Source organism: Acidovorax sp. FHTAMBA (assembly GCF_038958875.1).
Classification (GTDB): Bacteria; Pseudomonadota; Gammaproteobacteria; order Burkholderiales; family Burkholderiaceae_C; genus Acidovorax.
This window is the reverse complement of record NZ_CP152407.1, coordinates 4,251,417-4,269,955: the sequence shown is the minus strand read 5'-3', so window position 1 is coordinate 4,269,955 and position 18,539 is coordinate 4,251,417. Positions and strand designations below refer to the sequence as shown.

17 protein-coding genes, 1 pseudogene and 1 riboswitch are annotated in these 18,539 nt (G+C 61.8%); of the genes and pseudogenes, 10 read left to right on the top strand and 8 right to left on the bottom strand.

Going from position 1 to position 18,539, the window contains the following annotated elements; translation table 11 throughout:
• Positions 1-496 precede the first annotated feature (496 nt).
• The 5 genes from AAFF19_RS19930 to AAFF19_RS19910 form a co-directional block, all read right to left on the bottom strand.
• Positions 497-1,495, bottom strand: a complete 999-nt coding sequence (locus AAFF19_RS19930) for a glycosyltransferase family 2 protein (RefSeq protein ID WP_182120437.1) — start codon at positions 1,493-1,495, stop codon at positions 497-499.
• Positions 1,496-1,515: 20 nt separating this feature from the next.
• Complete coding sequence (locus tag AAFF19_RS19925) at positions 1,516-1,866, bottom strand: EamA family transporter (RefSeq protein WP_182120436.1); 351 nt, start codon at positions 1,864-1,866, stop codon at positions 1,516-1,518.
• Positions 1,867-1,896: 30 nt separating this feature from the next.
• On the bottom strand, positions 1,897-3,279 hold the full coding sequence (locus AAFF19_RS19920) for a hypothetical protein (RefSeq protein ID WP_182120435.1): 1,383 nt from the start codon (positions 3,277-3,279) through the stop codon (positions 1,897-1,899).
• Positions 3,219-4,904, bottom strand: coding sequence for a peptide chain release factor 3 (locus tag AAFF19_RS19915; protein WP_342720859.1), 1,686 nt, complete (start codon positions 4,902-4,904; stop codon positions 3,219-3,221). The genes AAFF19_RS19920 and AAFF19_RS19915 overlap by 61 nt, the downstream gene beginning before the upstream one ends.
• A gap of 136 nt (positions 4,905-5,040) precedes the next feature.
• A complete protein-coding gene (locus AAFF19_RS19910) occupies positions 5,041-5,274 on the bottom strand; it encodes a hypothetical protein (RefSeq protein WP_008907244.1) in 234 nt (77 codons plus the stop codon).
• 188 nt (positions 5,275-5,462) lie between these two features.
• A riboswitch (S-adenosyl-L-homocysteine riboswitch) is annotated at positions 5,463-5,541 on the top strand.
• A 68-nt stretch (positions 5,542-5,609) separates the two neighbouring features.
• On the opposite strand from AAFF19_RS19910, the gene ahcY reads away from it, so the two are divergent.
• From ahcY to AAFF19_RS19890, 4 genes and pseudogenes are all read left to right on the top strand, one after another.
• Positions 5,610-7,046 (top strand): adenosylhomocysteinase, encoded by a 1,437-nt coding sequence (gene ahcY, locus AAFF19_RS19905; protein WP_342720858.1) that lies wholly within the window; start codon positions 5,610-5,612, stop codon positions 7,044-7,046.
• 159 nt (positions 7,047-7,205) lie between these two features.
• Positions 7,206-8,204, top strand: coding sequence for a TlyA family RNA methyltransferase (locus tag AAFF19_RS19900; protein ID WP_342720857.1), 999 nt, complete (start codon positions 7,206-7,208; stop codon positions 8,202-8,204).
• Positions 8,201-9,052, top strand: a complete 852-nt coding sequence (gene metF, locus AAFF19_RS19895) for a methylenetetrahydrofolate reductase [NAD(P)H] (RefSeq protein ID WP_008907241.1) — start codon at positions 8,201-8,203, stop codon at positions 9,050-9,052. Before AAFF19_RS19900 ends, metF begins: the two co-directional genes overlap by 4 nt.
• A 341-nt stretch (positions 9,053-9,393) precedes the next feature.
• Positions 9,394-9,711 (top strand): annotated as a pseudogene (locus AAFF19_RS19890) (septal ring lytic transglycosylase RlpA family protein); the annotation flags it as partial.
• A 19-nt stretch (positions 9,712-9,730) separates the two neighbouring features.
• Here AAFF19_RS19890 and rlmJ read toward each other — a convergent pair.
• Positions 9,731-10,618 carry a 23S rRNA (adenine(2030)-N(6))-methyltransferase RlmJ gene (rlmJ, locus tag AAFF19_RS19885; RefSeq protein ID WP_342720856.1) on the bottom strand — a complete coding sequence of 296 codons (888 nt, stop codon included), beginning with the start codon at positions 10,616-10,618 and terminating at the stop codon, positions 9,731-9,733.
• A 236-nt stretch (positions 10,619-10,854) separates the two neighbouring features.
• Here rlmJ and AAFF19_RS19880 point away from each other — a divergent pair, with 236 nt between their 5' ends.
• The 6 genes from AAFF19_RS19880 to erpA all read left to right on the top strand — a co-directional run bounded on the left by AAFF19_RS19880 (position 10,855) and on the right by erpA (position 15,688).
• On the top strand, positions 10,855-12,807 hold the full coding sequence (locus AAFF19_RS19880; protein ID WP_342720855.1) for a serine/threonine-protein kinase: 1,953 nt from the start codon (positions 10,855-10,857) through the stop codon (positions 12,805-12,807).
• 198 nt (positions 12,808-13,005) lie between these two features.
• The gene (gene rplM / locus AAFF19_RS19875; protein ID WP_008907237.1) at positions 13,006-13,437 is read left to right on the top strand and encodes a 50S ribosomal protein L13; all 432 of its coding nucleotides are present in this window, start codon (positions 13,006-13,008) and stop codon (positions 13,435-13,437) included.
• 11 nt (positions 13,438-13,448) lie between these two features.
• Positions 13,449-13,841: a 30S ribosomal protein S9 gene (gene rpsI, locus AAFF19_RS19870; protein WP_005798582.1), complete on the top strand. Its 393-nt coding sequence runs from the start codon at positions 13,449-13,451 to the stop codon at positions 13,839-13,841.
• A 160-nt stretch (positions 13,842-14,001) separates the two neighbouring features.
• The gene (locus AAFF19_RS19865; protein WP_008907236.1) at positions 14,002-14,712 is read left to right on the top strand and encodes a DUF6776 family protein; all 711 of its coding nucleotides are present in this window, start codon (positions 14,002-14,004) and stop codon (positions 14,710-14,712) included.
• Between the two features lie 151 nt (positions 14,713-14,863).
• Positions 14,864-15,262: a polymer-forming cytoskeletal protein gene (locus AAFF19_RS19860; protein WP_008907235.1), complete on the top strand. Its 399-nt coding sequence runs from the start codon at positions 14,864-14,866 to the stop codon at positions 15,260-15,262.
• A gap of 60 nt (positions 15,263-15,322) precedes the next feature.
• Positions 15,323-15,688 carry an iron-sulfur cluster insertion protein ErpA gene (gene erpA, locus AAFF19_RS19855; RefSeq protein WP_008907234.1) on the top strand — a complete coding sequence of 122 codons (366 nt, stop codon included), beginning with the start codon at positions 15,323-15,325 and terminating at the stop codon, positions 15,686-15,688.
• Between the two features lie 86 nt (positions 15,689-15,774).
• On the opposite strand, the gene AAFF19_RS19850 is transcribed toward erpA, so the two are convergent.
• Entirely contained in the window at positions 15,775-16,890 is a 1,116-nt protein-coding gene (locus tag AAFF19_RS19850; RefSeq protein WP_342720854.1) for an anhydro-N-acetylmuramic acid kinase, read from the bottom strand.
• A gap of 198 nt (positions 16,891-17,088) precedes the next feature.
• Entirely contained in the window at positions 17,089-18,447 is a 1,359-nt protein-coding gene (locus AAFF19_RS19845; RefSeq protein ID WP_034695914.1) for a M23 family metallopeptidase, read from the bottom strand.
• Positions 18,448-18,539 lie beyond the last annotated feature (92 nt).

The following is an 18,539-nucleotide window of genomic DNA, read 5'->3' as shown; positions in this document are numbered from 1 at the left end:
TTGTGCACAACCAGATTTCGAAAAGTAGGGCGACTGAGGAGATCGCGAAGAGGCCATCGGGGTATAGGGTTCCTATGAAATAGATCATATGCGGCGCGAGCGCTACAAATAGAACACCCAGTGCGAACGCCCTGTGCATCCCCTGAGCCCAATACCAAGCGAGCATTCTCGAGAGGAAAATTGCACATAACAACATCGATGTCGCAATCGAGATCTCTACCCGTCCAGACGTGCCGTATAGCAACTTGACAAAGAAGTACCAAACCACTGTTTTGCCGGACCGAAATTGTTCGGGGTTGTGTACCTCCCTGAGAATGGCGACACTGTCTTCGCCGAGAACCCCGGGCCAGAAGGTGAACAGCCAAATGCCGTATACGCAAATCAGTAGTGTGAGGATCGCTGCGCTACGAAGCAGGTGGGGTCGGCCACGTAGTTGCGTGATGACCCAATTTGAAATGGGCAATTTGTGCGCCTTTGGGGCCTCAAGCATCTGGCTTTATTTCGCGGGATGCTGGCAAATTGCTGCCCCCGAATCTCGAGGTGCACTGTCTAGGGCATCGCTGATGGGGAGGACCGGTACGTTCTGCACGTCGTAGTGCAGGAATGCAATCAGACACTGAATGCCGATCAGTATCGGCAGTGCAGCAAGCATCACGGTTCCACTCGTTGCAGGGTTATGTGATCGGGTACTGTCGAGCCAGTGAGCCGCACCAAATACAGTACCTGCCAAGACCAAGATGAGCCCGAAGACGCTATACAAAGTACCAATGTTGAAGTCTCGTACCAAATAGTTGTATACGTAACGGCGCCAAAGGCGCGAGGCATGTTTTCGCAGAAACTCTGGAAGAATCTTACCTATGCGCAGATGAGATTGCTCGTCAGCATAAACCGCGTCCATCGGAATGTCCCGCACAACTGCACGTAGCGTATTTAGACGAAACAACATGTCTGTCTCGAAGAAATAACGCGGTTCAAGCTTATCCAGGGGCAGTTCAGCCAGCACACATGTGCGTGCTGCTGTGTAGCCGTTGGTCGGGTCCATGATGTTCCAATAACCGCAGCTTAGCTTGGTCATAAACGAGAGCGTTGCGTTGCCAAGCAGCCTTAGTGGAGGCATGCCTCGTACCGATTCCGGGCGGAAGAACCGGTTGCCTTTCGTGTAGTCCGCCTCCCCTCGCACCAACGGTCGCACAAAGAGAGGTAGGAGGTGTGGGGGCATCTGTCCATCGCCATCGATCTTGACGACGATATCCATACCATCCCTCATCGCGGCCCGATACGCTGTAACAACTGCTCCTCCTACACCCAAATTTTTGGGATGAAACAGAACCCGCACCCGGGGATCGCACTGGTTGTCAAGAACGTACTGACCACTGTTGTCGGGGCACGCATCGTCTACTGCGTAGATTGCGGCAACCTCGGGCCCGATAGCTGCGATCACGTCAAGAACATGTCGAGTAACTTGAAAGCAAGGGATTGCGACTGCGATCTTCATACGGGAGTTCAAAAGAGATGTCATTGGCCTTGAGCTGTTAAAGCAATCCCCGCCAGTATGAGTGCGCCACCAATCAACGTCGGGACGCGAATAGGCTCTCCCAAGAACAACCAACTAAGGCAAGGGACGATCAAGAATGCCAAACCCATAACAGGGTAAGCCATCGACAAGGGGGCGTGCCGCAAGACCCAGACCCACCCTACTGTCGTGATCGCATAGAGAACCAAAGCTGCAATCAGCCATGTATTGAACAACCATTCACTGGCACTCGGCGTCACAGACAGGCTGAGGGCCGCTTTTCTGAAGAGTACTTGGCCCAGCGATATGCCAAAGACACAGGCGATAGTGGCAGCGAAAGTAGTCGGGGACATTTAGTAGAAGGTCGTTGCCGCCTGGGAGATTCAGTGTGGATGTGGAGCGTGCGATGTCGGAGGATTCAAAAATGCTGGTACTAGCGCCACGGGAAGGATAAAGAAGGGTAGCAAGTAGCGATATTCTCCAGCGATAGAGAATGTCACAATTGCCCCAAGTTGCACCACCATAGGAACGCTTATGATCAGCAGGGCATGGTCACGCCTTGCCCATCCTGCAGTGACTGCCCAAATTGTGAGTCCAATGCCGAAAAAAGGCGTCCATAGAAGCCAGCGCCATCGGGCGGATAACTCGTATAAAGAGAACAGCCGCGTCTCTGCGGTCACCCACCCCATGACACGGAACTTCGATTTGGAGTTCGTCTGTTCGAGAACGTTCCTAGCATAGCCATGACCCGGCAGACCACCTTGCGCAAACGCTGCAACTAGAAACACATTGAGTCTGCTTCCCGCAAATTTGGGCAGGTTGTGCCATAGGTTATACGTGAAAAACTGTTTCACAATTACATTGCGATCCTGTTGCGGCAAGCTCATCACCTGAGGTCCACTGGGCTTAAATACCAGTGGATCCCAATAGTCGGGATCATAGTGACTAACGAGTTTTTCCAGCATGTCGTTCCGTTGCAGCAGCTCAATCGTTTCTGGGGTCAGCCGAGGCGAATGGGGCTGTAGGTTCATCGGACGGGGTTGCAGGAAATTGGCTGTCTCGAATATCGCTAGTGGAAACAGAACGCCATGGGAGCCAGCGGGCAATCTGCTAGAGCCTGCCGCCAGATTCAGCCCTATTGAAGCTAATGTAATTAGCAACAAAAGCGCGCGCTCCCGGCCGTTAAACCACCACGCTGCCACAACGACGGGAACTAGAAAGATCAAACCGTTCGGGCGCGCAAAGGCGGCGAAAGGCAAGGTCAGCGCAATGAACATTAGGCCCACGCCCCCGACGCGGCCCACCTTGAGAGCACGCCACAGCTCAAAGAGCAAACCGGTGATGGCCACAGCGAATATGCCGTCAGGATAAAGCGTGCCTGCAAAATAAATCATGTGAGGTGCCGCGCATATGAACACCATCAGCGCCAATGTAGTTCGGTAGAAACCTGAACACCATTGCCAGGTCAATATGCGTGAAAAAACCGCCACGGTTGCCATCATCAAGACCGCGATCGGTACCTCCACATGTCCGGTGTGTGCATACAAAATTCGGACGAACTCGTACCACAAGTCAGTCTTGCCGGAATGGAACTTGTCAGGAGCTTCGATTTCCAGCAGGACTGCCAAGCTATCTTGCCCCAGAACGCCCGGCCAAAAAACCAATAGCCACACTCCATACACGAGCGTCAGAGCACTAAAGAACCCTACAAATGTCTGGCGGGCGCGTGGGCCGCGTGATGGTGCAGCAGCGGGATCAGTGGGCATTGCTGCAGCGCCAACCCCGCATGCTCCCGCAGCGGATGAAAGTGAATCTTCGGAAACCGCTCCTGCGCCAGCCGTACGTCATACGGTGACGTGCAAAGATATGCCAGCGTGTCCGCCGCATCGTGCGCCAATCTCAGCGGATACGCGTCGGTGAAGGCGCGCAGGTCGGCGGTGTTGTCGGCGGTGATCCACCGCGCCCCCGTGTACTGGCAGCCTTCCAGCCGCACATCGGCGTCGTATTCGGCCTTCAGGCGGTGCTGCACCACTTCAAACTGCAGCTGGCCCACGGCACCCAGAAGCATGTTGCCGCCGGCGTCGGGCTTGAAGACCTGGATGGCGCCTTCCTCGCCCAGCTGGGCCAGGCCTTGTTGCAGCTGCTTGGTGCGCAGGGGGTTCTTGAGTACTACGGTCATGAACATCTCGGGCGCGAAGAAGGGCAGGCCGGTGAACTGCAGACTGGAGCCATCCGTGATGGTGTCGCCCAGCTGCACGCCGCCGTGCGTGGTAAAGCCAATGATGTCGCCCGCGTAGGCTTCTTCCACAGCCTCGCGGCGCTGGGACATGAAAGTCACCACGCTAGTGGGCCGCAGTTCCTTGGCGGTGCGTTGCACCTTGAGTTTCATGCCGGGTGTGTACTTGCCCGAGGCCACGCGCACGAAGGCGATGCGGTCGCGGTGGTTGGCGTCCATGTTGGCTTGCACCTTGAACACCACGCCGGAAAAGCCCTCGTCCTCAGGCTGAATGGTCTTGACCACGGGTTGCTTGTTGACCTGCAGGGTACTGGTACGCGGCCCGGGAGGTGGAGACATGTCGACCACGGCGTCGAGCACTTCCATGACCCCGAAATTGTTCACGCCCGAGCCGAAGAACACCGGTGTCAGTTTGCCGGCCAGAAAGTCTTCGTGGCTCCACGGGGCCGAGGCACCCACCGCGAGCTCCATGCTCTCCAGCGCATCATCAAACGCCTTGCCGAACCGCTGGCGAAGTCGGTCCGCCTCGGTCAGCGGGATCACTTCAAAATCCTTGGGGCCGCGGTCGCTGCCGGGTGTGAAGACCGTCATGGCCTGCGTACGCAGGTTGATGATGCCGCCAAAACTTTTGCCCTGGCCTACGGGCCAGGTGATGGGGCAGCAGGGCATGCCCAGCTCGCGCTCCACCTCGTCAAGGATGTCCAGCGGGTCGCGCACTTCGCGGTCCATCTTGTTCACGAAAGTGATGATGGGGGTGTCGCGCTGACGGCAGACCTCGATCAGGCGGCGTGTCTGCGACTCCACCCCGTTGGCGGCATCGATCACCATCAGGGCCGAATCCACTGCTGTCAGCACACGGTAGGTGTCTTCCGAGAAGTCCTTGTGGCCGGGGGTGTCGAGCAGGTTGATCACATGCTCGCGGTAGAGCATCTGCATCACCGACGAGGCCACCGAAATACCACGCTGTTTTTCGATCTCCATCCAGTCCGACGTGGCATGGCGGCTGGCCTTGCGTCCCTTGACGGCGCCGGCGATCTGGATCGCGCCCGAGAACAGCAGCAGCTTTTCCGTCAACGTCGTCTTACCGGCGTCGGGGTGGGAGATGATGGCAAAGGTTCGGCGGCGCCGGGTTTCGGCAAGGAACGGTGCGGACATTCGGGCGGTGGCCGCACGGGGGGTGCGCGGCGCTGGGAAAAAATGGGAACCGCGCGATTATCCCTATTGCAGGAAGAGTGGCCTGCGGAATGTGCGGGATGCACCCGATCAATGCATGCAGTGCATCCCACAGGGGTTACTTCGCAGGTGTGACTTCGATCTTGGGCACCTCGATGACCTTTTCTTCCGTGGTGACGTTCACGTCCGGTGTCTTGACGTCGTACTTGGGTAGTGTCACGTCGCCCGATTGGGTTTTTTCCACCTCGTATTTGGGCAGCGTCACGTTGCCTTCCTGGGTTTTACGCACGTCGCAGGCGGCAAGGGTTGCGAGGCCGACAGAAACGATACCAATAGCGATCAGCTTGTTCATGATGGGTGTCACTTTCTCTATGGGTTGATGATGGCGGTCCGGTTCGGCGAACGCGGAAGCACGGTATGGATTTCACGGCGTCTTGTGTTTGCAGCCTGTAGGAAGCGCGGCATTTGCGCGGTCGGCAGGACGCCCACGCTGCAAGGGGGAATGCAACGTGATTGAGCATGTGCGTGTAAAATGCGCGGCTTCCGAGGAGCGTTGCAGCGTCCCCAGCACAGGCGGGGCGTGAGGCTCGGAGTCATCAAGCAACGACGCTCATCCACTGATCGTGTGGTGAGCGCTACCTGTCTCCCCGCGTCCAGTGGCTTTTCAAACATGCTTTGGAGCACACCATGAACGCACGTGTCAACGCCCCCGTCAATACCGACTGCATCATTGCCGACATCGGTCTGGCCGAATGGGGCCGCAAGGAAATCCGCATCGCCGAAACCGAGATGCCCGGCCTGATGGCCATCCGCGAGGAATTCGCGCCCAAGCAGTCGCTCAAGGGCGCGCGCATCACGGGCTCGCTGCACATGACGATCCAGACTGCAGTGCTGATCGAAACCCTGCAAGCGCTGGGCGCCGAGGTGCGCTGGGCCTCGTGCAACATCTTCTCCACACAGGACCACGCTGCGGCAGCCATCGCTGCTGCGGGCACGCCGGTGTTTGCCATCAAGGGCGAGACCCTGGTGGATTACTGGGACTACACCCACCGCATCTTTGATTTCGGCCCCGCAGGCACCGAAGGCGAAGGCCCCAACCTGATTCTGGACGACGGTGGCGATGCCACGCTGCTGATGCACCTGGGCAAGCAGGCCGAGAAGAACCCCGGCGTGCTCGCTAACCCCGGCAGCGAAGAAGAGCGCATCCTGTTTGCCGCCATCAAGGCCAAGCTGGCCGAGGACGCCACCTGGTACAGCCGCAAGAGCGCCCAGATCATCGGCGTGACCGAAGAAACCACCACCGGCGTGCACCGCCTCAAGGAGATGTCGGCCAAGGGCAACCTGATGTTCCGCGCCATCAACGTGAACGACTCGGTGACCAAGAGCAAGTTCGACAACCTGTATGGCTGCCGCGAGTCGCTGGTGGATGGCATCAAGCGCGCCACCGATGTGATGATTGCCGGCAAGGTGGCTGTGGTGGCGGGGTACGGCGACGTGGGCAAGGGCAGCGCCCAGGCGCTGCGCGCCCTGAGCGCCCAGGTGTGGGTGACCGAGATCGACCCCATCAACGCCCTGCAGGCCGCGATGGAAGGCTACCGCGTCGTCACGATGGAATATGCGGCAGACAAGGCCGATATCTTTGTGACCACCACCGGCAACCGCGACGTGATCACCTTCGAGCACATGCAGGCCATGAAAGACCAGGCCATCGTCTGCAACATCGGCCACTTCGACAACGAAATCCAGGTAGCCAAGCTTGAAGAGCACTGCCAGTGGGAAGAGATCAAGCCCCAGGTGGACCATGTGATCTTTGCCGACGGCAAGCGCATCATCCTGCTGGCCAAGGGCCGCCTGGTGAACCTGGGCTGCGGCACCGGCCACCCGAGCTTTGTGATGTCTTCGAGCTTCGCCAACCAGACCATCGCCCAGATCGAGCTGTTCACACACAGCGACTACTACGAGAATGGCAAGGTCTATGTGCTGCCCAAGCACCTGGACGAAAAGGTAGCACGCCTTCACCTCAAGAAGGTGGGTGCCATGCTTTCGGAGCTGACGGATGAGCAGGCCGCCTACATTGGCGTGCCCAAGCAGGGCCCCTACAAGCCCGATACCTACCGGTATTGATTTCCTCCCCGGGGCGCTGCGCGCCTTTTCTCGGGTGCCCGGCCATGCCGGGTGTGCGGCCCCTTGGGTAGCGGGATTCTGTTTGCTATTTTTACTATAGCTGATGGCGCTTTATACATAAGCGTTAGCGGCTGATTTGAACCCTAAAGGATGAGCGCCATGCGTGCCGATGTTTTTCTGGTGGAAGCGGGCCATGCGGCCACGCGCTCGCAGGCGCAGCGGCTGATTGCCGCCGGGGTCGAGTGGCGCCTGTCGCCCCTGGCGCCCTGGCAGAAGGTGGCGAAGAACGGCGATGACATCCCGGCGGTGGCCGAGGTGAAGTTGCTGGACGATGCCGAGGCCAAGTACATCTCGCGCGGCGGCCTCAAGCTTGAAGGCGCCTTGCAGGCCACAGGGTTGTCTGTGGCCGGGCTGCGCTGCCTGGACGTGGGGCAGAGCACTGGCGGCTTCACCGACTGCTTGCTGCAGCATGGCGCCGCGCAGGTCATAGGCATGGATGTGGGCCATGGCCAGCTGCACGACCGCCTGCGCAATGATCTGCGGGTCGTCTGCGTGGAAGGGGTGAACGCACGGTCGGTGACTGCCGAGACCCTTCAGCAGGCGTGTGAGGATGCGCTCTCGGAAGTGGTCGAGGCAGACGAAGACAACGAAACCCAGCCCGAAGCACCCTACAGCTGGATGCGCAACGGCGGCGTGGTGGACGACGCCTACGACGACAGCGGCGACGCCAAGGAACAGGACATCGAAGCCTTCAAGTCCGAACGCGCCCAGCGTGCGGAGGCCCGCAAGCTGGGCACATTGCCCGTGCAGCGCAGGCGCCGCCCGGAATGCGCCCAGGTGGAAACCACCCCGGTGTTCGATGTGATCACCGGCGACCTTTCCTTCATCTCCCTGACCCTGGTGTTGCCCGCCATCGTTTCGCTGCTCAAGCCCGAAGGGCGTCTGCTGATGCTGGTCAAGCCGCAGTTCGAACTGCAGCCGGGCCAGGTGGGAAAGGGGGGCGTGGTGCGGGATGCGGCGCTCTATGCCGTGGTCGAAAAACGCATCCGCGACTGCTGCGCAGACCTGGGTTTCACCGTTCTGGCCTGGCTGGACAGCCCCATCCAGGGGGGTGATGGAAACCGGGAGTTTTTTGTTTTTGCAAGGAGAGCCGCATGACCGTGGCGAGCAACCAGCGGACCGGGTTCCCGGTCAGTTTCGAATTTTTTCCACCCAAGACGCCCGAGGGCGCCGACAAGCTGCGCGCGGCCCGTCAGCAGCTCTATGCACTGCGGCCGGATTTTTGTTCGGTGACTTACGGTGCCGGCGGCTCCACGCAGGAGGGCACATTCGGCACCGTGCGCGAGATCCTGGCCGAAGGCGTGAGTGCCGCTTCGCACTTCTCGTGCATTGGTGCTACGCGCCAGTCTGTGCGCGAGCAGCTGGCCACGCTCAAGGGCATGGGCGTCAAGCGGCTGGTGGCGCTGCGGGGCGATCTGCCCAGCGGCTATGGCGCGGGCGGGGAGTTCCACTACGCCAGCGACCTGGTGGCCTTCATCCGCGCGGAGACGGGCCGGGATTTCCACATCGAAGTGGCCGCGTACCCCGAGGTGCATCCCCAGGCAAGGTCGCCCGAGGCGGATATCAAGGCCTACATCGCCAAGGTGCAGGCGGGTGCAGACTCCGCCATCACCCAGTATTTCTACAACAGCGACGCGTATTTCCGCTTTCTGGAGGATACGCAGCGGCTGGGGGCCAGCGTGCCCGTGGTACCCGGCATCATGCCCATCGGCAGCTCCACCCAGCTGATGCGTTTTTCGGACGCCTGCGGCGCTGAAATTCCGCGCTGGATCCGGCTGCGGCTGCAGGCGTTCGGCGACGACACGGCCAGCATCAAGGCCTTCGGGCTGGACGTGGTGACCGACCTGTGCGACCAGTTGCGCAGCGCCGGGGTGCCCGCGCTGCACTTCTACACCATGAACCAGAGCGCGGCGACGCTCGAAATTTGCCGTCGGCTGGGGGTTTGATGTCGAGGCGGGTCGGCGTGACTGCAGCTCACCCGGTTACGACGAAGCGGGTAGCAGGTTGCCCCGCAGGTTGCCCCGGCTGGCTCGCGGCGGCCGTTGCCACCTGTGTGATCGTGGCGGGCTGCGCGACTGGCGAGCGCACCCCGGTAGACCTCCCGACGAGTGGAGTCGCACAAGCTACAGCGACGGAACCCAAAGTGGCAGCACGCTCGCAGCGGTTGGGTGCGCCTGCGAAGTCGCCACCCGCCGAACCGGCAAGTGCCAAGGTCGCCGAAGTCGACGAGGCAGACCCGGGTGCCCCGGCGACTCCAGCCCCATCCACTTCGCCACTGCCTGCCACGGCCGACCAGGTGGGGCTGGCGTCCTGGTACGGCGGCAAGTTCCATCGGCGTCGCACTGCCAGCGGCGAACTGTTCGACATGCGGGCACTGACTGCGGCCCACCCCACGCTGCCGTTTGGCTCCTTGGTCTGCGTCCGCAGCACGGTCAACGGACGCTCTGTGATCGTGCGTATCAATGACCGGGGCCCCCACACGCGCAGCCGCATCATTGACCTGAGCCGTGCTGCAGCCCAAGAGCTGGGCATGATCGGACTGGGGCTCAAGCCCGTCGAACTGTTTGCCCTGGCCGAGGGAGAGCGTGACTGCCCGGTGCCGTAAACCAGGCTTTTGTGGCGGTTCAGCCGCCAGATTCCAGCGTGTGTGTGGCGTGTTTGTCCTGCGCCAGCATCTCCGCCATTTGGGGCAGAGCGGTTTTCAGTGCCGCCTTCAGAGTGAAGGGCGGGTTGATCAGGAACATGCCACTGGCGGGCAGGCCGGGCCGCTTGACGTCGCCCGCAGCCGTTTCTGTGATCTTGCTGGATTTGACAGTGAGCGTGGCGTGCAGCCAGCCTTTGCCCGCCTTGGTGGCCAGGGTCTTCAGGCGCCGGGGGAGGTCGTGGGCTTCGGGGCGGGGGATGATGGGGTACCAGAATGCATAGGTGCCCGTGGCAAAGCGCTTGAGCGAATCGGCCGCCATGTCCAGCACCTTGGCGTAGTCGCTCTTGATTTCATAGCTGGGATCGCACAGCACCAAAGCGCGGCGGGCCGGTGGAGGTAAAAACTTCTTGATTCCCTCGAATCCGTCTTCGTGCAGCACGGCCACCTGGCGGCCCGCTTCGAGCTGGGCCACGTTGCCTGCCAGGGCACGCAGGTCGGTAGGGTGCAGTTCAAACAGCTTGAGCTTGTCGTGGTCGCGCAACAGGCGCTGGATGATGAACGGGGAGCCCGGGTAAACCCGTAGCGCGCTGCCCTGGTTGAAGTCACGCACCATGTCCACATACGCCTGCAGCGCCGGCGTGAGGGCTGGTGTCGTCGGTGCCAACAGGCGCGCGATGCCGTCTGCGGCTTCGCCGCTGGTGCTCGCATAGTCGCCGTCGAGCCGGTAGAGACCCGCGCCCGCATGGGTGTCCAGCACGGTAAGGGCCGCGTCTTTCTCGGTGAGGTGTTGCAGGGCGGCGATCAAAACGGTGTGCTTGAGCACATCGGCATGGTTGCCTGCGTGGAAGGCGTGGCGATAACTGAACATGGCCCTATGGTAACGACTGCGCTCTGGGGCATGGCCGCCCCGGGTGGTGCCAGTACCTTGGGCGCGGCACAATCGGGGCTTCTCTGACCAGGGCGCGTGATGTTTTTGGCAGACAGGAAGCCTTTTGTATCTGTTACACCGTCTGGCATGCATCATGATCGCGACTGCCGGGCCTTGGCGCCTGAATGCACACAGCCCTCCGTCGAAGCAAGCACGTACGCCACGGCCTTTTCACCATGAACGCAAGTCTCAGTCCAGCCCCTGCCAACGGTGTCAGCCATGTCGATGCGCTGCCACCGGGCACTCGCCTTGCTGAATTCGAGATCCTGGCCCTCCTCGGAGTGGGCGGGTTTGGCATGGTCTACAAGGCGTTCGACCATTCGTTGCACAGGGCGGTGGCGATCAAGGAATACATGCCTTCGGCACTGGCGGGTCGGGCACAGGGGCAGTCGCTGTGGGTCCGATCGTCGTCGGACCAGCACACCTTTCAAGCCGGATTGGCCTCGTTTGTGGGCGAGGCGCGCCTGCTGGCGCAGTTTGACCACCCCTCGCTGGTGAAGGTGTTCCGCTTCTGGGAGGCAAACAACACCGCTTACATGGTCATGCCGCTTTACAGCGGAATGACCTTCAAGCAGGCCCGTGCCCAGATGCGCACGCCCCCACCGGAAATCTGGCTGCGCAAGGTGCTGTGGTCGGTCCTGAGCGCGCTGCGTGTGTTGCATGATGGCAAAACGCTGCACCGGGACATCTCGCCCGACAACATTTTTCTGCAGGACAACGGTCCCCCGGTGCTGCTGGATCTGGGCGCTGCCCGCCATGCCATCAACGATCAGGACCGAAAACACACCGCCGTCCTCAAGGTCAACTATGCGCCCATCGAGCAGTACTCCGATGGCGATGAAGATCTGCGGCAGGGCCCATGGAGCGACCTCTATTCCCTGGCCGCAGTAGTGCACGGCTGCCTGTGCAACGACACGCCGCTGCCTGCCACGTTGCGCTCCATCCGGGACCGCATGGTGTCGTTTTCGCGCGTGGCAAGAACCGTCAAGCGCCAGTTTGGGGTGGAGTATTCCGCTGCTTTTGTGGCAGCGATCGCCCAGTCGCTGTCGCTCAAACCCGAAGACCGGCCGCAAAGCATCGACGCGTTCTTGCAGCTCATGGACATGAGCTCAGCGCCGGAGGGCACAGAGACCTTCGATTTTCGCAGCGAGCTGGGGGATATCTGGGTGGAGCCTGCTGATCAGCCTGGCCCTGGGCTGGTGACTCCCACAGTGGACGTGACATCTGCCGCCAGTGCGGTGTCGGGGATCCATGTGCCCGTTCAGAGGGTGTCGGGAGATGACTCTCTGCGTGAGGGTGCTCACAGGCTGCGGGCTCCGGAGGCAGCAGATCTCGGTGCCGACACGGTGATGATGGAAGGGCCAGACACCGTCAACATGGAAGCGGGGGATACGGTCTTCATTGACGCTGGCGACACGGTTGCGATCGATGACTCGCGCTTTGACGACCCTGCCGGGGATGGCAAAGACGGGCCATCTGCAGGCAAGGCGTCTGTTCATCGGGCGCGCAAACCGGAGCGTGAGAGTGGTCGGCCGTCCAGCAAGGCTGTGAAAGCGGGGCGGCGGACGCCCCTGCTGGTGTGGCTGGGCGTTGCGGTTTTTGCCGTTGTGGCCTCCGCGGCCGGACTGCGCTGGGCCCAAAGCACCAAGGCTCCCCGGGACGACATCATCACGGAGATCGCAGAATCGCCCGCTGCACCGGCCTCTGCAGAGGTGGCAACTGTTGTGCCCCCCGCAGATCCGGTGGTGAGTGCGTCTGCCGCCTTGGTGGCCGACACCGTGGCGAGCGAGCCTGCGGCTGCGGCCTCTGTCCCGGCGCAGGCATCGGTAGTGGCGTCCGCTCCCCGTGCGGCCCCCCGCACGGCCCGCCGTGCGGCGCCCGTGGTGGTGGTGCAGGACGAGCCGGCTCCCCCACCCCCGCCGGTTGTTGTGCCCGAGCCAAAACCGCGCCCCGCGCCACCGCGTGCACCCAGCCCTCAGCAAGTCTGTGCGGATGCAAGTTTTCTGGCGCGCCCCATGTGCATTCACCAGGAATGTCAGAAGCCATCCCAGGCCAGCCAGCCGATCTGTGTGGAAAACCGCCGCCGTTACGAAGCTGAAGAACAAAAACGTCGCCAGGCGACCAACTGAAAGGGCTTTTGAAATGCTTTGTGTGGCACCTTCTGTTCCTGAACTTGCACAGTGGGCAGCCAAATTCGTATAATCGCGGGCTTCGCAGCGCTTTTGTGGTCCCGCGGCGAAGGCTTTCACGCCACCTAAGAGGCTTCCTTCAGAGAAGCACCGACCGTGGAAAAGGACCCGCCAAACCCTCTTTCCAAGAGAAAACTCATGACTACTACTTTCAGCGCAAAGCCCGCTGAGGTTGTGCACGAGTGGTTTGTGATTGACGCGACCGACAAGGTCCTCGGACGAGTAGCCAGCGAAGTTGCTCTCCGTTTGCGCGGCAAACACAAGGCCATTTACACGCCTCACGTCGATACCGGTGACTTCATCGTCATCATCAACGCCGCCCAGCTCAAGGTCACCGGCACCAAGTCCTTGGACAAGGTGTACTACCGCCACTCGGGTTACCCCGGCGGTATCACGGCCACGAACTTCCGCGACATGCAAGCTAAGCACCCCGGCCGCGCGCTGGAAAAGGCTGTCAAGGGCATGCTGCCCAAGGGCCCCCTTGGCTACGCGATGATCAAGAAACTCAAGGTGTATGGCGGTGCCGAGCATCCCCACACCGCCCAGCAGCCCAAAGTGCTGGAAATCTAAGGAGCCTTGAGATGATTGGTGAATGGAACAATGGCACCGGCCGTCGCAAGTCCAGCGTCGCCCGCGTGTTTCTGAAAAAAGGCTCCGGCAAGATCACGGTGAACGGCAAGGACATCCAGTCCTACTTCGGCCGCGAAACCTCGATCATGATTGCCAAGCAACCCCTGGCGTTGACCAACCATGTCGAAACCTTCGACATCCAGATCAACGTGCACGGTGGTGGTGAGTCCGGCCAGGCCGGCGCTGCGCGCCACGGTATCACCCGCGCTCTGATCGACTACGACGCATCGTTGAAGCCCGTCCTGAGCCAAGCTGGCTTCGTGACGCGTGATGCCCGTGAAGTCGAGCGTAAGAAGGTCGGTCTGCACTCTGCACGCCGCGCCAAGCAGTTCTCCAAGCGTTAAAGCGTGGCACTGCAGGATGTTGCCCCCGGGCAGCATCCGCTGCAAAGCACCCTGCTCTGTACAGCGTGCTTTGCCGGGAAAAACCGCCTCCGGGCGGTTTTTTCGTTTATGGTGCGGTTTTTACAGAGATGGTTTGCCCGATGAATCGCCAGTTGACCCTATGCGCTTTCGCCTGCTCCGCCGCCGGCTGACCATCAGCGCCCCGCGCGTGGCCATACGCAGTGCGCTGCCCTGGCCATTGCGCTGGCTGGCGCTGGCAGTGGTTTTCGGCTTCTGTGCTGCCGTCGCACTGTGGGCTTTCGAGTTCGGGAGGTCCATTGCCGGGCTGGACACGGTGTCCCGTGACGAGATGCTCCAGTTGCGCTCGGAGCTGGAACGTTTGCGCGCGGAAGGCCAGGAGCAGCAGACGGTGGCACACACGGCGGAGAGCTTGCTGGTGGCCGAACGTGCCGTCAAGGAGAGTCTGATGGCGCAGGTCCGCCAGCTCGAGGCGGACAACCGGGCGTTGCGGGAGGATCTTGGATTCTTTGAGAAGCTGATCCCGGCCGCCAGGGCGGAAGGCTTGTCCATTCGCAGCTTGCAGGCCGAGGTGCTGGGAGGAATGCAACTGCGCTGGCAGGTGCTGGTGATCCAGGCCGCCCGCAATGCCCCGGAGTTCAATGGACGGCTGGAGTTGGTGCTCACGGGCACACAGGACGGGTCGCCCTGGACCCAGACCCGCCCCGCGCAGGGACAGCCGCTGCAAGTGCGCCAGTACCGGCGTATTGATGGCGTTCTCGATTTGCCACCCGGCGTCGTGGTAAAAACCGTGACGGCCCGCGTGCTGGAAGGTACGACGGTTCGAGCCGTTCAGGCCATGCCCCTCGATTGACCTGTGAACGCGGGTGCGGGGGAAATCGAGGGCGCTGCAATTCGGGCGCCAGCAGCCCTCTCAACGGTGCCTGAGGCAACTGCAGCCTTCCGCGCCATTCTGTATTCGTGTGCCCGGTACCAAACCGCGCACTTTGAGGAGTTCTCATCCCATGTTTTCCCGAAAAAAGCAGCCACCGATCAAAAGCCTGATCGCCCAGGGCACCCGGATCGAGGGCGATGTGCACTTTGCCGAGGGCATGCGCATTGATGGCGAGGTGGTAGGGGACATCCGTGCGGGTTCGGAGCAGCCCAGCATCCTCGTGATCTCCGAGACGGCGCGGGTGGAGGGGGCGGTGCATGCGGACCACGTGATCATCAACGGCCAGGTCATGGGGCCTGTGCATGCCGCCGAGTTGCTGGAGCTGCAACCCAAGGCGAAGATCACCGGCAACGTGCATTACAAGGCGCTGGAGATGCACCAGGGCGCGACGATCGCTGGGCAGATGTGTCCTGTGGCGGTGCTGGTGGAGGAAAAGCCCCCACTGAAGTTAGCGTCAAACGGCCAGTGATCTGAATTCCCGAGCGGTGTGCAGTACTATTCACTGCAAACATTGAACCCGGAGTACCTCATGAGCGCTGTTGCTGAAAACATCCAGACCGAAATGCCTGCCCCCATCCTGTTCACGGACAGTGCGGCGGCCAAGGTGGCGGACCTGATTGCCGAAGAGGGCAACCCAGACCTGAAGCTGCGCGTTTTTGTGCAAGGCGGCGGTTGCTCGGGTTTTCAGTATGGTTTCACGTTTGATGAAATCACCAACGAAGACGACACCACCATGACCAAGAATGGTGTGTCGCTGTTGATCGATGCCATGAGTTATCAGTACCTGGTGGGTGCAGAGATCGACTACAAGGAAGACCTGCAGGGCGCCCAGTTCGTCATCAAGAACCCGAACGCCACGACCACCTGCGGTTGTGGTTCCAGCTTTTCTGCCTGAGATGGGTCTTCGCTGAGCCGGGCGGTTTAAGCCGCTCGCCGTGCCAGTGCATTGCATTTGCCGCCCCCAGGGGCGGCTTTTGTTTTTCAGGCCGGGTAAACGGCGCCCAGCACCCGGGCGCCTGCGGCGCCGGTCACGCTGGCCAGATTTCCGGAAAGCCCATGCACCGTCCGGTGGGCCAGCCAGGCAAAAGCTGCCGCCTCCACCTGCAGTGCGGGCAGGCCCAGCGCATCAGTGGGAACCACCCGGATGCCGGGGCAGGCGGCCTGCAACCTTGCCATGAGATGGGTGTTGAGGGCACCTCCGCCGCACACTGCCATGTAGTTGCTATGTATTTTGTAGCTTTTGGCGCTTATGGAGCAAGCGCTGGCGGTATATTCCGTCAATGTGGCTTGCACGTCCGCCGGGTTTGCTGCACCAAAACGCTGCAGGTGGCGGGCAAGCCACGCAGGGTTGAACAGATCGCGCCCCGTGCTCTTGGGGGGTGGCTTGTGCAAAAACGGCTCATCCAGCAACGATGCCAGCAAGGCTGGCAGTACCTGACCCGTGGCGGCCCATGCCCCCCCCGCATCGAAGGCCTGGCCGGTATGCCGTTGGCACCAGTAGTCCATCAGCGCGTTGCCGGGGCCGCAGTCAAAGCCCAGCACGCTGCCGTCGGCGCCCAGCACGCTGAGATTGGAGATGCCGCCGATGTTGAGCACCAGCACGGTTTCACCCGCGCGGCCAAAAACCCCTTGGTGAAACGCTGGCACCAAGGGTGCACCCTGTCCACCTGCCGCCACGTCACGGCTGCGGAAATCGGCCACCACGGTGATGCCGGTGCGCTCAGCCAGCAGGGCTGGGTTGCCCAGCTGCAGGGTATAGCCCGTGCCGTCAAATTCCTGGGGGCGGTGGCGCACCGTCTGCCCATGGGCGCCGATGGCGCGGATGGAGGATGCTGGCTGCCCGCTACGCTTGAGTAGCGTTTGCACAATCTGCGCGTAGGCCCGCGACAGGGCGTTGCCTGCCAGCGCGGCGCGGTGCAATTCGTCAGTGCCCGAAGTGTTGAGGGCCATCAGTTCGGCCCGCAGTTCGGGCGCGAAGGGCGCGCTGGCATGGTGGGTGACGACGCAGTGCGAGCCAGAAAAATCGGCCAGCACACCGTCGATGCCATCGAGCGAGGTGCCCGACATCAGGCCGATGTACAGCTCGGATGCGCTCACAGGAGCCGTGTGGACTGTGAAGGCGTGGACGGAAGAGCCTTAGGTCCAGGGGCCCTGAAGCCCAGGCAAGCGGCGCGGCCGAGGCCAGTGGCTGCCGCGCAAGGGCCGCCGCGCCGCGTAGGCGGCGCTTCGCTTGCGTGCGCTGGCGGCGTCCGCCCGTGGGGGGAAGGCGCGAAGCGGCTCAGGGGGGGCTTCACTTCACTCCGCGCTGGCTTGCTCGATCAGCGCAGCTGCCGAGAGCTGGATGCGCATGCTGGAGGCCAGACGGTCGAATGCCGGGCGCGCAGCGGCCGAGACGGGGGCTGCTGCCTCACTCTGGGCCACGATGGTCTGCGGGTCCTGGTGGACGCCGTTCACCCGGAACTCGAAGTGCAGGTGGGGCCCTGTGGCCCAGCCGGTGGCACCCACGGCGCCCAGTGTCTCGCCCTGTTCCACCGATTGGCCCTGGCGCACATCGATGCGGCTGAGGTGGGCGTACACAGTCACGTGCTGGTTGCGGTGCTTGACGAAGACCACATTGCCGAAGCCGTTCTGCACGCCTGCGAACTCCACCACGCCATCGCCCACGGTACGTACGGGCGTGCCGGTGGGGGCCGCGAAATCGGTGCCCAGGTGGGCGCGCCATGTTTTCAGGATGGGGTGCATCCGCATCTTGAAGCCGCTGGTCACGCGCGAGAACTCCACGGGCGATGTCAGATAGGCGCGGCGCATGCTCTCGCCGTCGAGGGTGTAGTAGGCACCCTTGGCGGCACCGGGTTCCTGGAACCAGATGGCTTCGTGCTTCTTGCCGTTGTTCAGGAACTCGGCACTCAGCACCCGGCCGCTGGACAAGGGCTCGCCATCTGCCTCGCGGGTTTCATACACCACCGAGAAACGGTCACCCTTGCGCAGGGCGCGACGGAAATCGATGTTGCCGGAGAAAAGTTCGGCCATCTGGACGGCTACGGCGTCGGGGATGTTGGACGCGTCGGTCGCAGCAAACAGCGAGCTGTGGATGATGCCGCCGGCCAGACGGCTGCTGGTGGTCAGCTTGGCGGTTTCGATGCGCGAACTGAACTTGTCGCCCACACGCTCCACCACGAGACGCCGGAAGTCGCCGCTGTCATCGGGCACCCAGCGCACGGTCAGGCGGGTCAGGCGGTGGTCATCGGTGGTTTCTGCCGAAACGATGCGGCCCGTGCGGCCGAGCACATTTTGTCGGACAGGAGTGTCACTGCGCATGAAGGCGGCAGCGGCCGGGTCGGCCACGCCCAGGCGCTGAAGCAGCGATTCAGGGGTGTCGCTGCTGCGCACCTGCTCGGAGCGGAACAGCGAAAAACCCGGCGCTTCCAGTTCCCCCAGCACGAGGTTTTCTGCCAGCGATTCAACGGGGTAGGTCACCATGCGCACCGGCAGCTCGGCCGGGTCGGGCGCAAAAGACGCCACAGCGAATGCGCCCCCACCACCCGTCAGCAGGATGGCTGCGACGGCGGCGGTGATGCGTTTGGGATGTTGTTGGATCGTGCGGGACAGCCGGTCAAGCAAAGCCGAGCTGGCGGTGGTCAAGCCGTGAATCAAAGGTCTATCCCCAGGGTGAGTGTGGTTCCAGGACGCGCACCCGTCACAGGTACGGGAAGGGGCCTGGAGCACAGACTGTCAGGCTGCAAGCA

Bases quoted from the DNA above. Each gene is read 5' to 3' on its own strand.
- AAFF19_RS19930 (WP_182120437.1), bottom strand. From the start codon at position 1,495: ATGAAGATCGCAGTCGCAATCCCTTGCTTTCAAGTTACTCGACATGTT.
- AAFF19_RS19925 (WP_182120436.1), bottom strand. From the start codon at position 1,866: ATGTCCCCGACTACTTTCGCTGCCACTATCGCCTGTGTCTTTGGCATA.
- AAFF19_RS19920 (WP_182120435.1), bottom strand. From the start codon at position 3,279: ATGCCCACTGATCCCGCTGCTGCACCATCACGCGGCCCACGCGCCCGC.
- AAFF19_RS19915 (WP_342720859.1), bottom strand. From the start codon at position 4,904: ATGTCCGCACCGTTCCTTGCCGAAACCCGGCGCCGCCGAACCTTTGCC.
- AAFF19_RS19910 (WP_008907244.1), bottom strand. From the start codon at position 5,274: ATGAACAAGCTGATCGCTATTGGTATCGTTTCTGTCGGCCTCGCAACC.
- ahcY (WP_342720858.1), top strand. From the start codon at position 5,610: ATGAACGCACGTGTCAACGCCCCCGTCAATACCGACTGCATCATTGCC.
- AAFF19_RS19900 (WP_342720857.1), top strand. From the start codon at position 7,206: ATGCGTGCCGATGTTTTTCTGGTGGAAGCGGGCCATGCGGCCACGCGC.
- metF (WP_008907241.1), top strand. From the start codon at position 8,201: ATGACCGTGGCGAGCAACCAGCGGACCGGGTTCCCGGTCAGTTTCGAA.
- rlmJ (WP_342720856.1), bottom strand. From the start codon at position 10,618: ATGTTCAGTTATCGCCACGCCTTCCACGCAGGCAACCATGCCGATGTG.
- AAFF19_RS19880 (WP_342720855.1), top strand. From the start codon at position 10,855: ATGAACGCAAGTCTCAGTCCAGCCCCTGCCAACGGTGTCAGCCATGTC.
- rplM (WP_008907237.1), top strand. From the start codon at position 13,006: ATGACTACTACTTTCAGCGCAAAGCCCGCTGAGGTTGTGCACGAGTGG.
- rpsI (WP_005798582.1), top strand. From the start codon at position 13,449: ATGATTGGTGAATGGAACAATGGCACCGGCCGTCGCAAGTCCAGCGTC.
- AAFF19_RS19865 (WP_008907236.1), top strand. From the start codon at position 14,002: ATGCGCTTTCGCCTGCTCCGCCGCCGGCTGACCATCAGCGCCCCGCGC.
- AAFF19_RS19860 (WP_008907235.1), top strand. From the start codon at position 14,864: ATGTTTTCCCGAAAAAAGCAGCCACCGATCAAAAGCCTGATCGCCCAG.
- erpA (WP_008907234.1), top strand. From the start codon at position 15,323: ATGAGCGCTGTTGCTGAAAACATCCAGACCGAAATGCCTGCCCCCATC.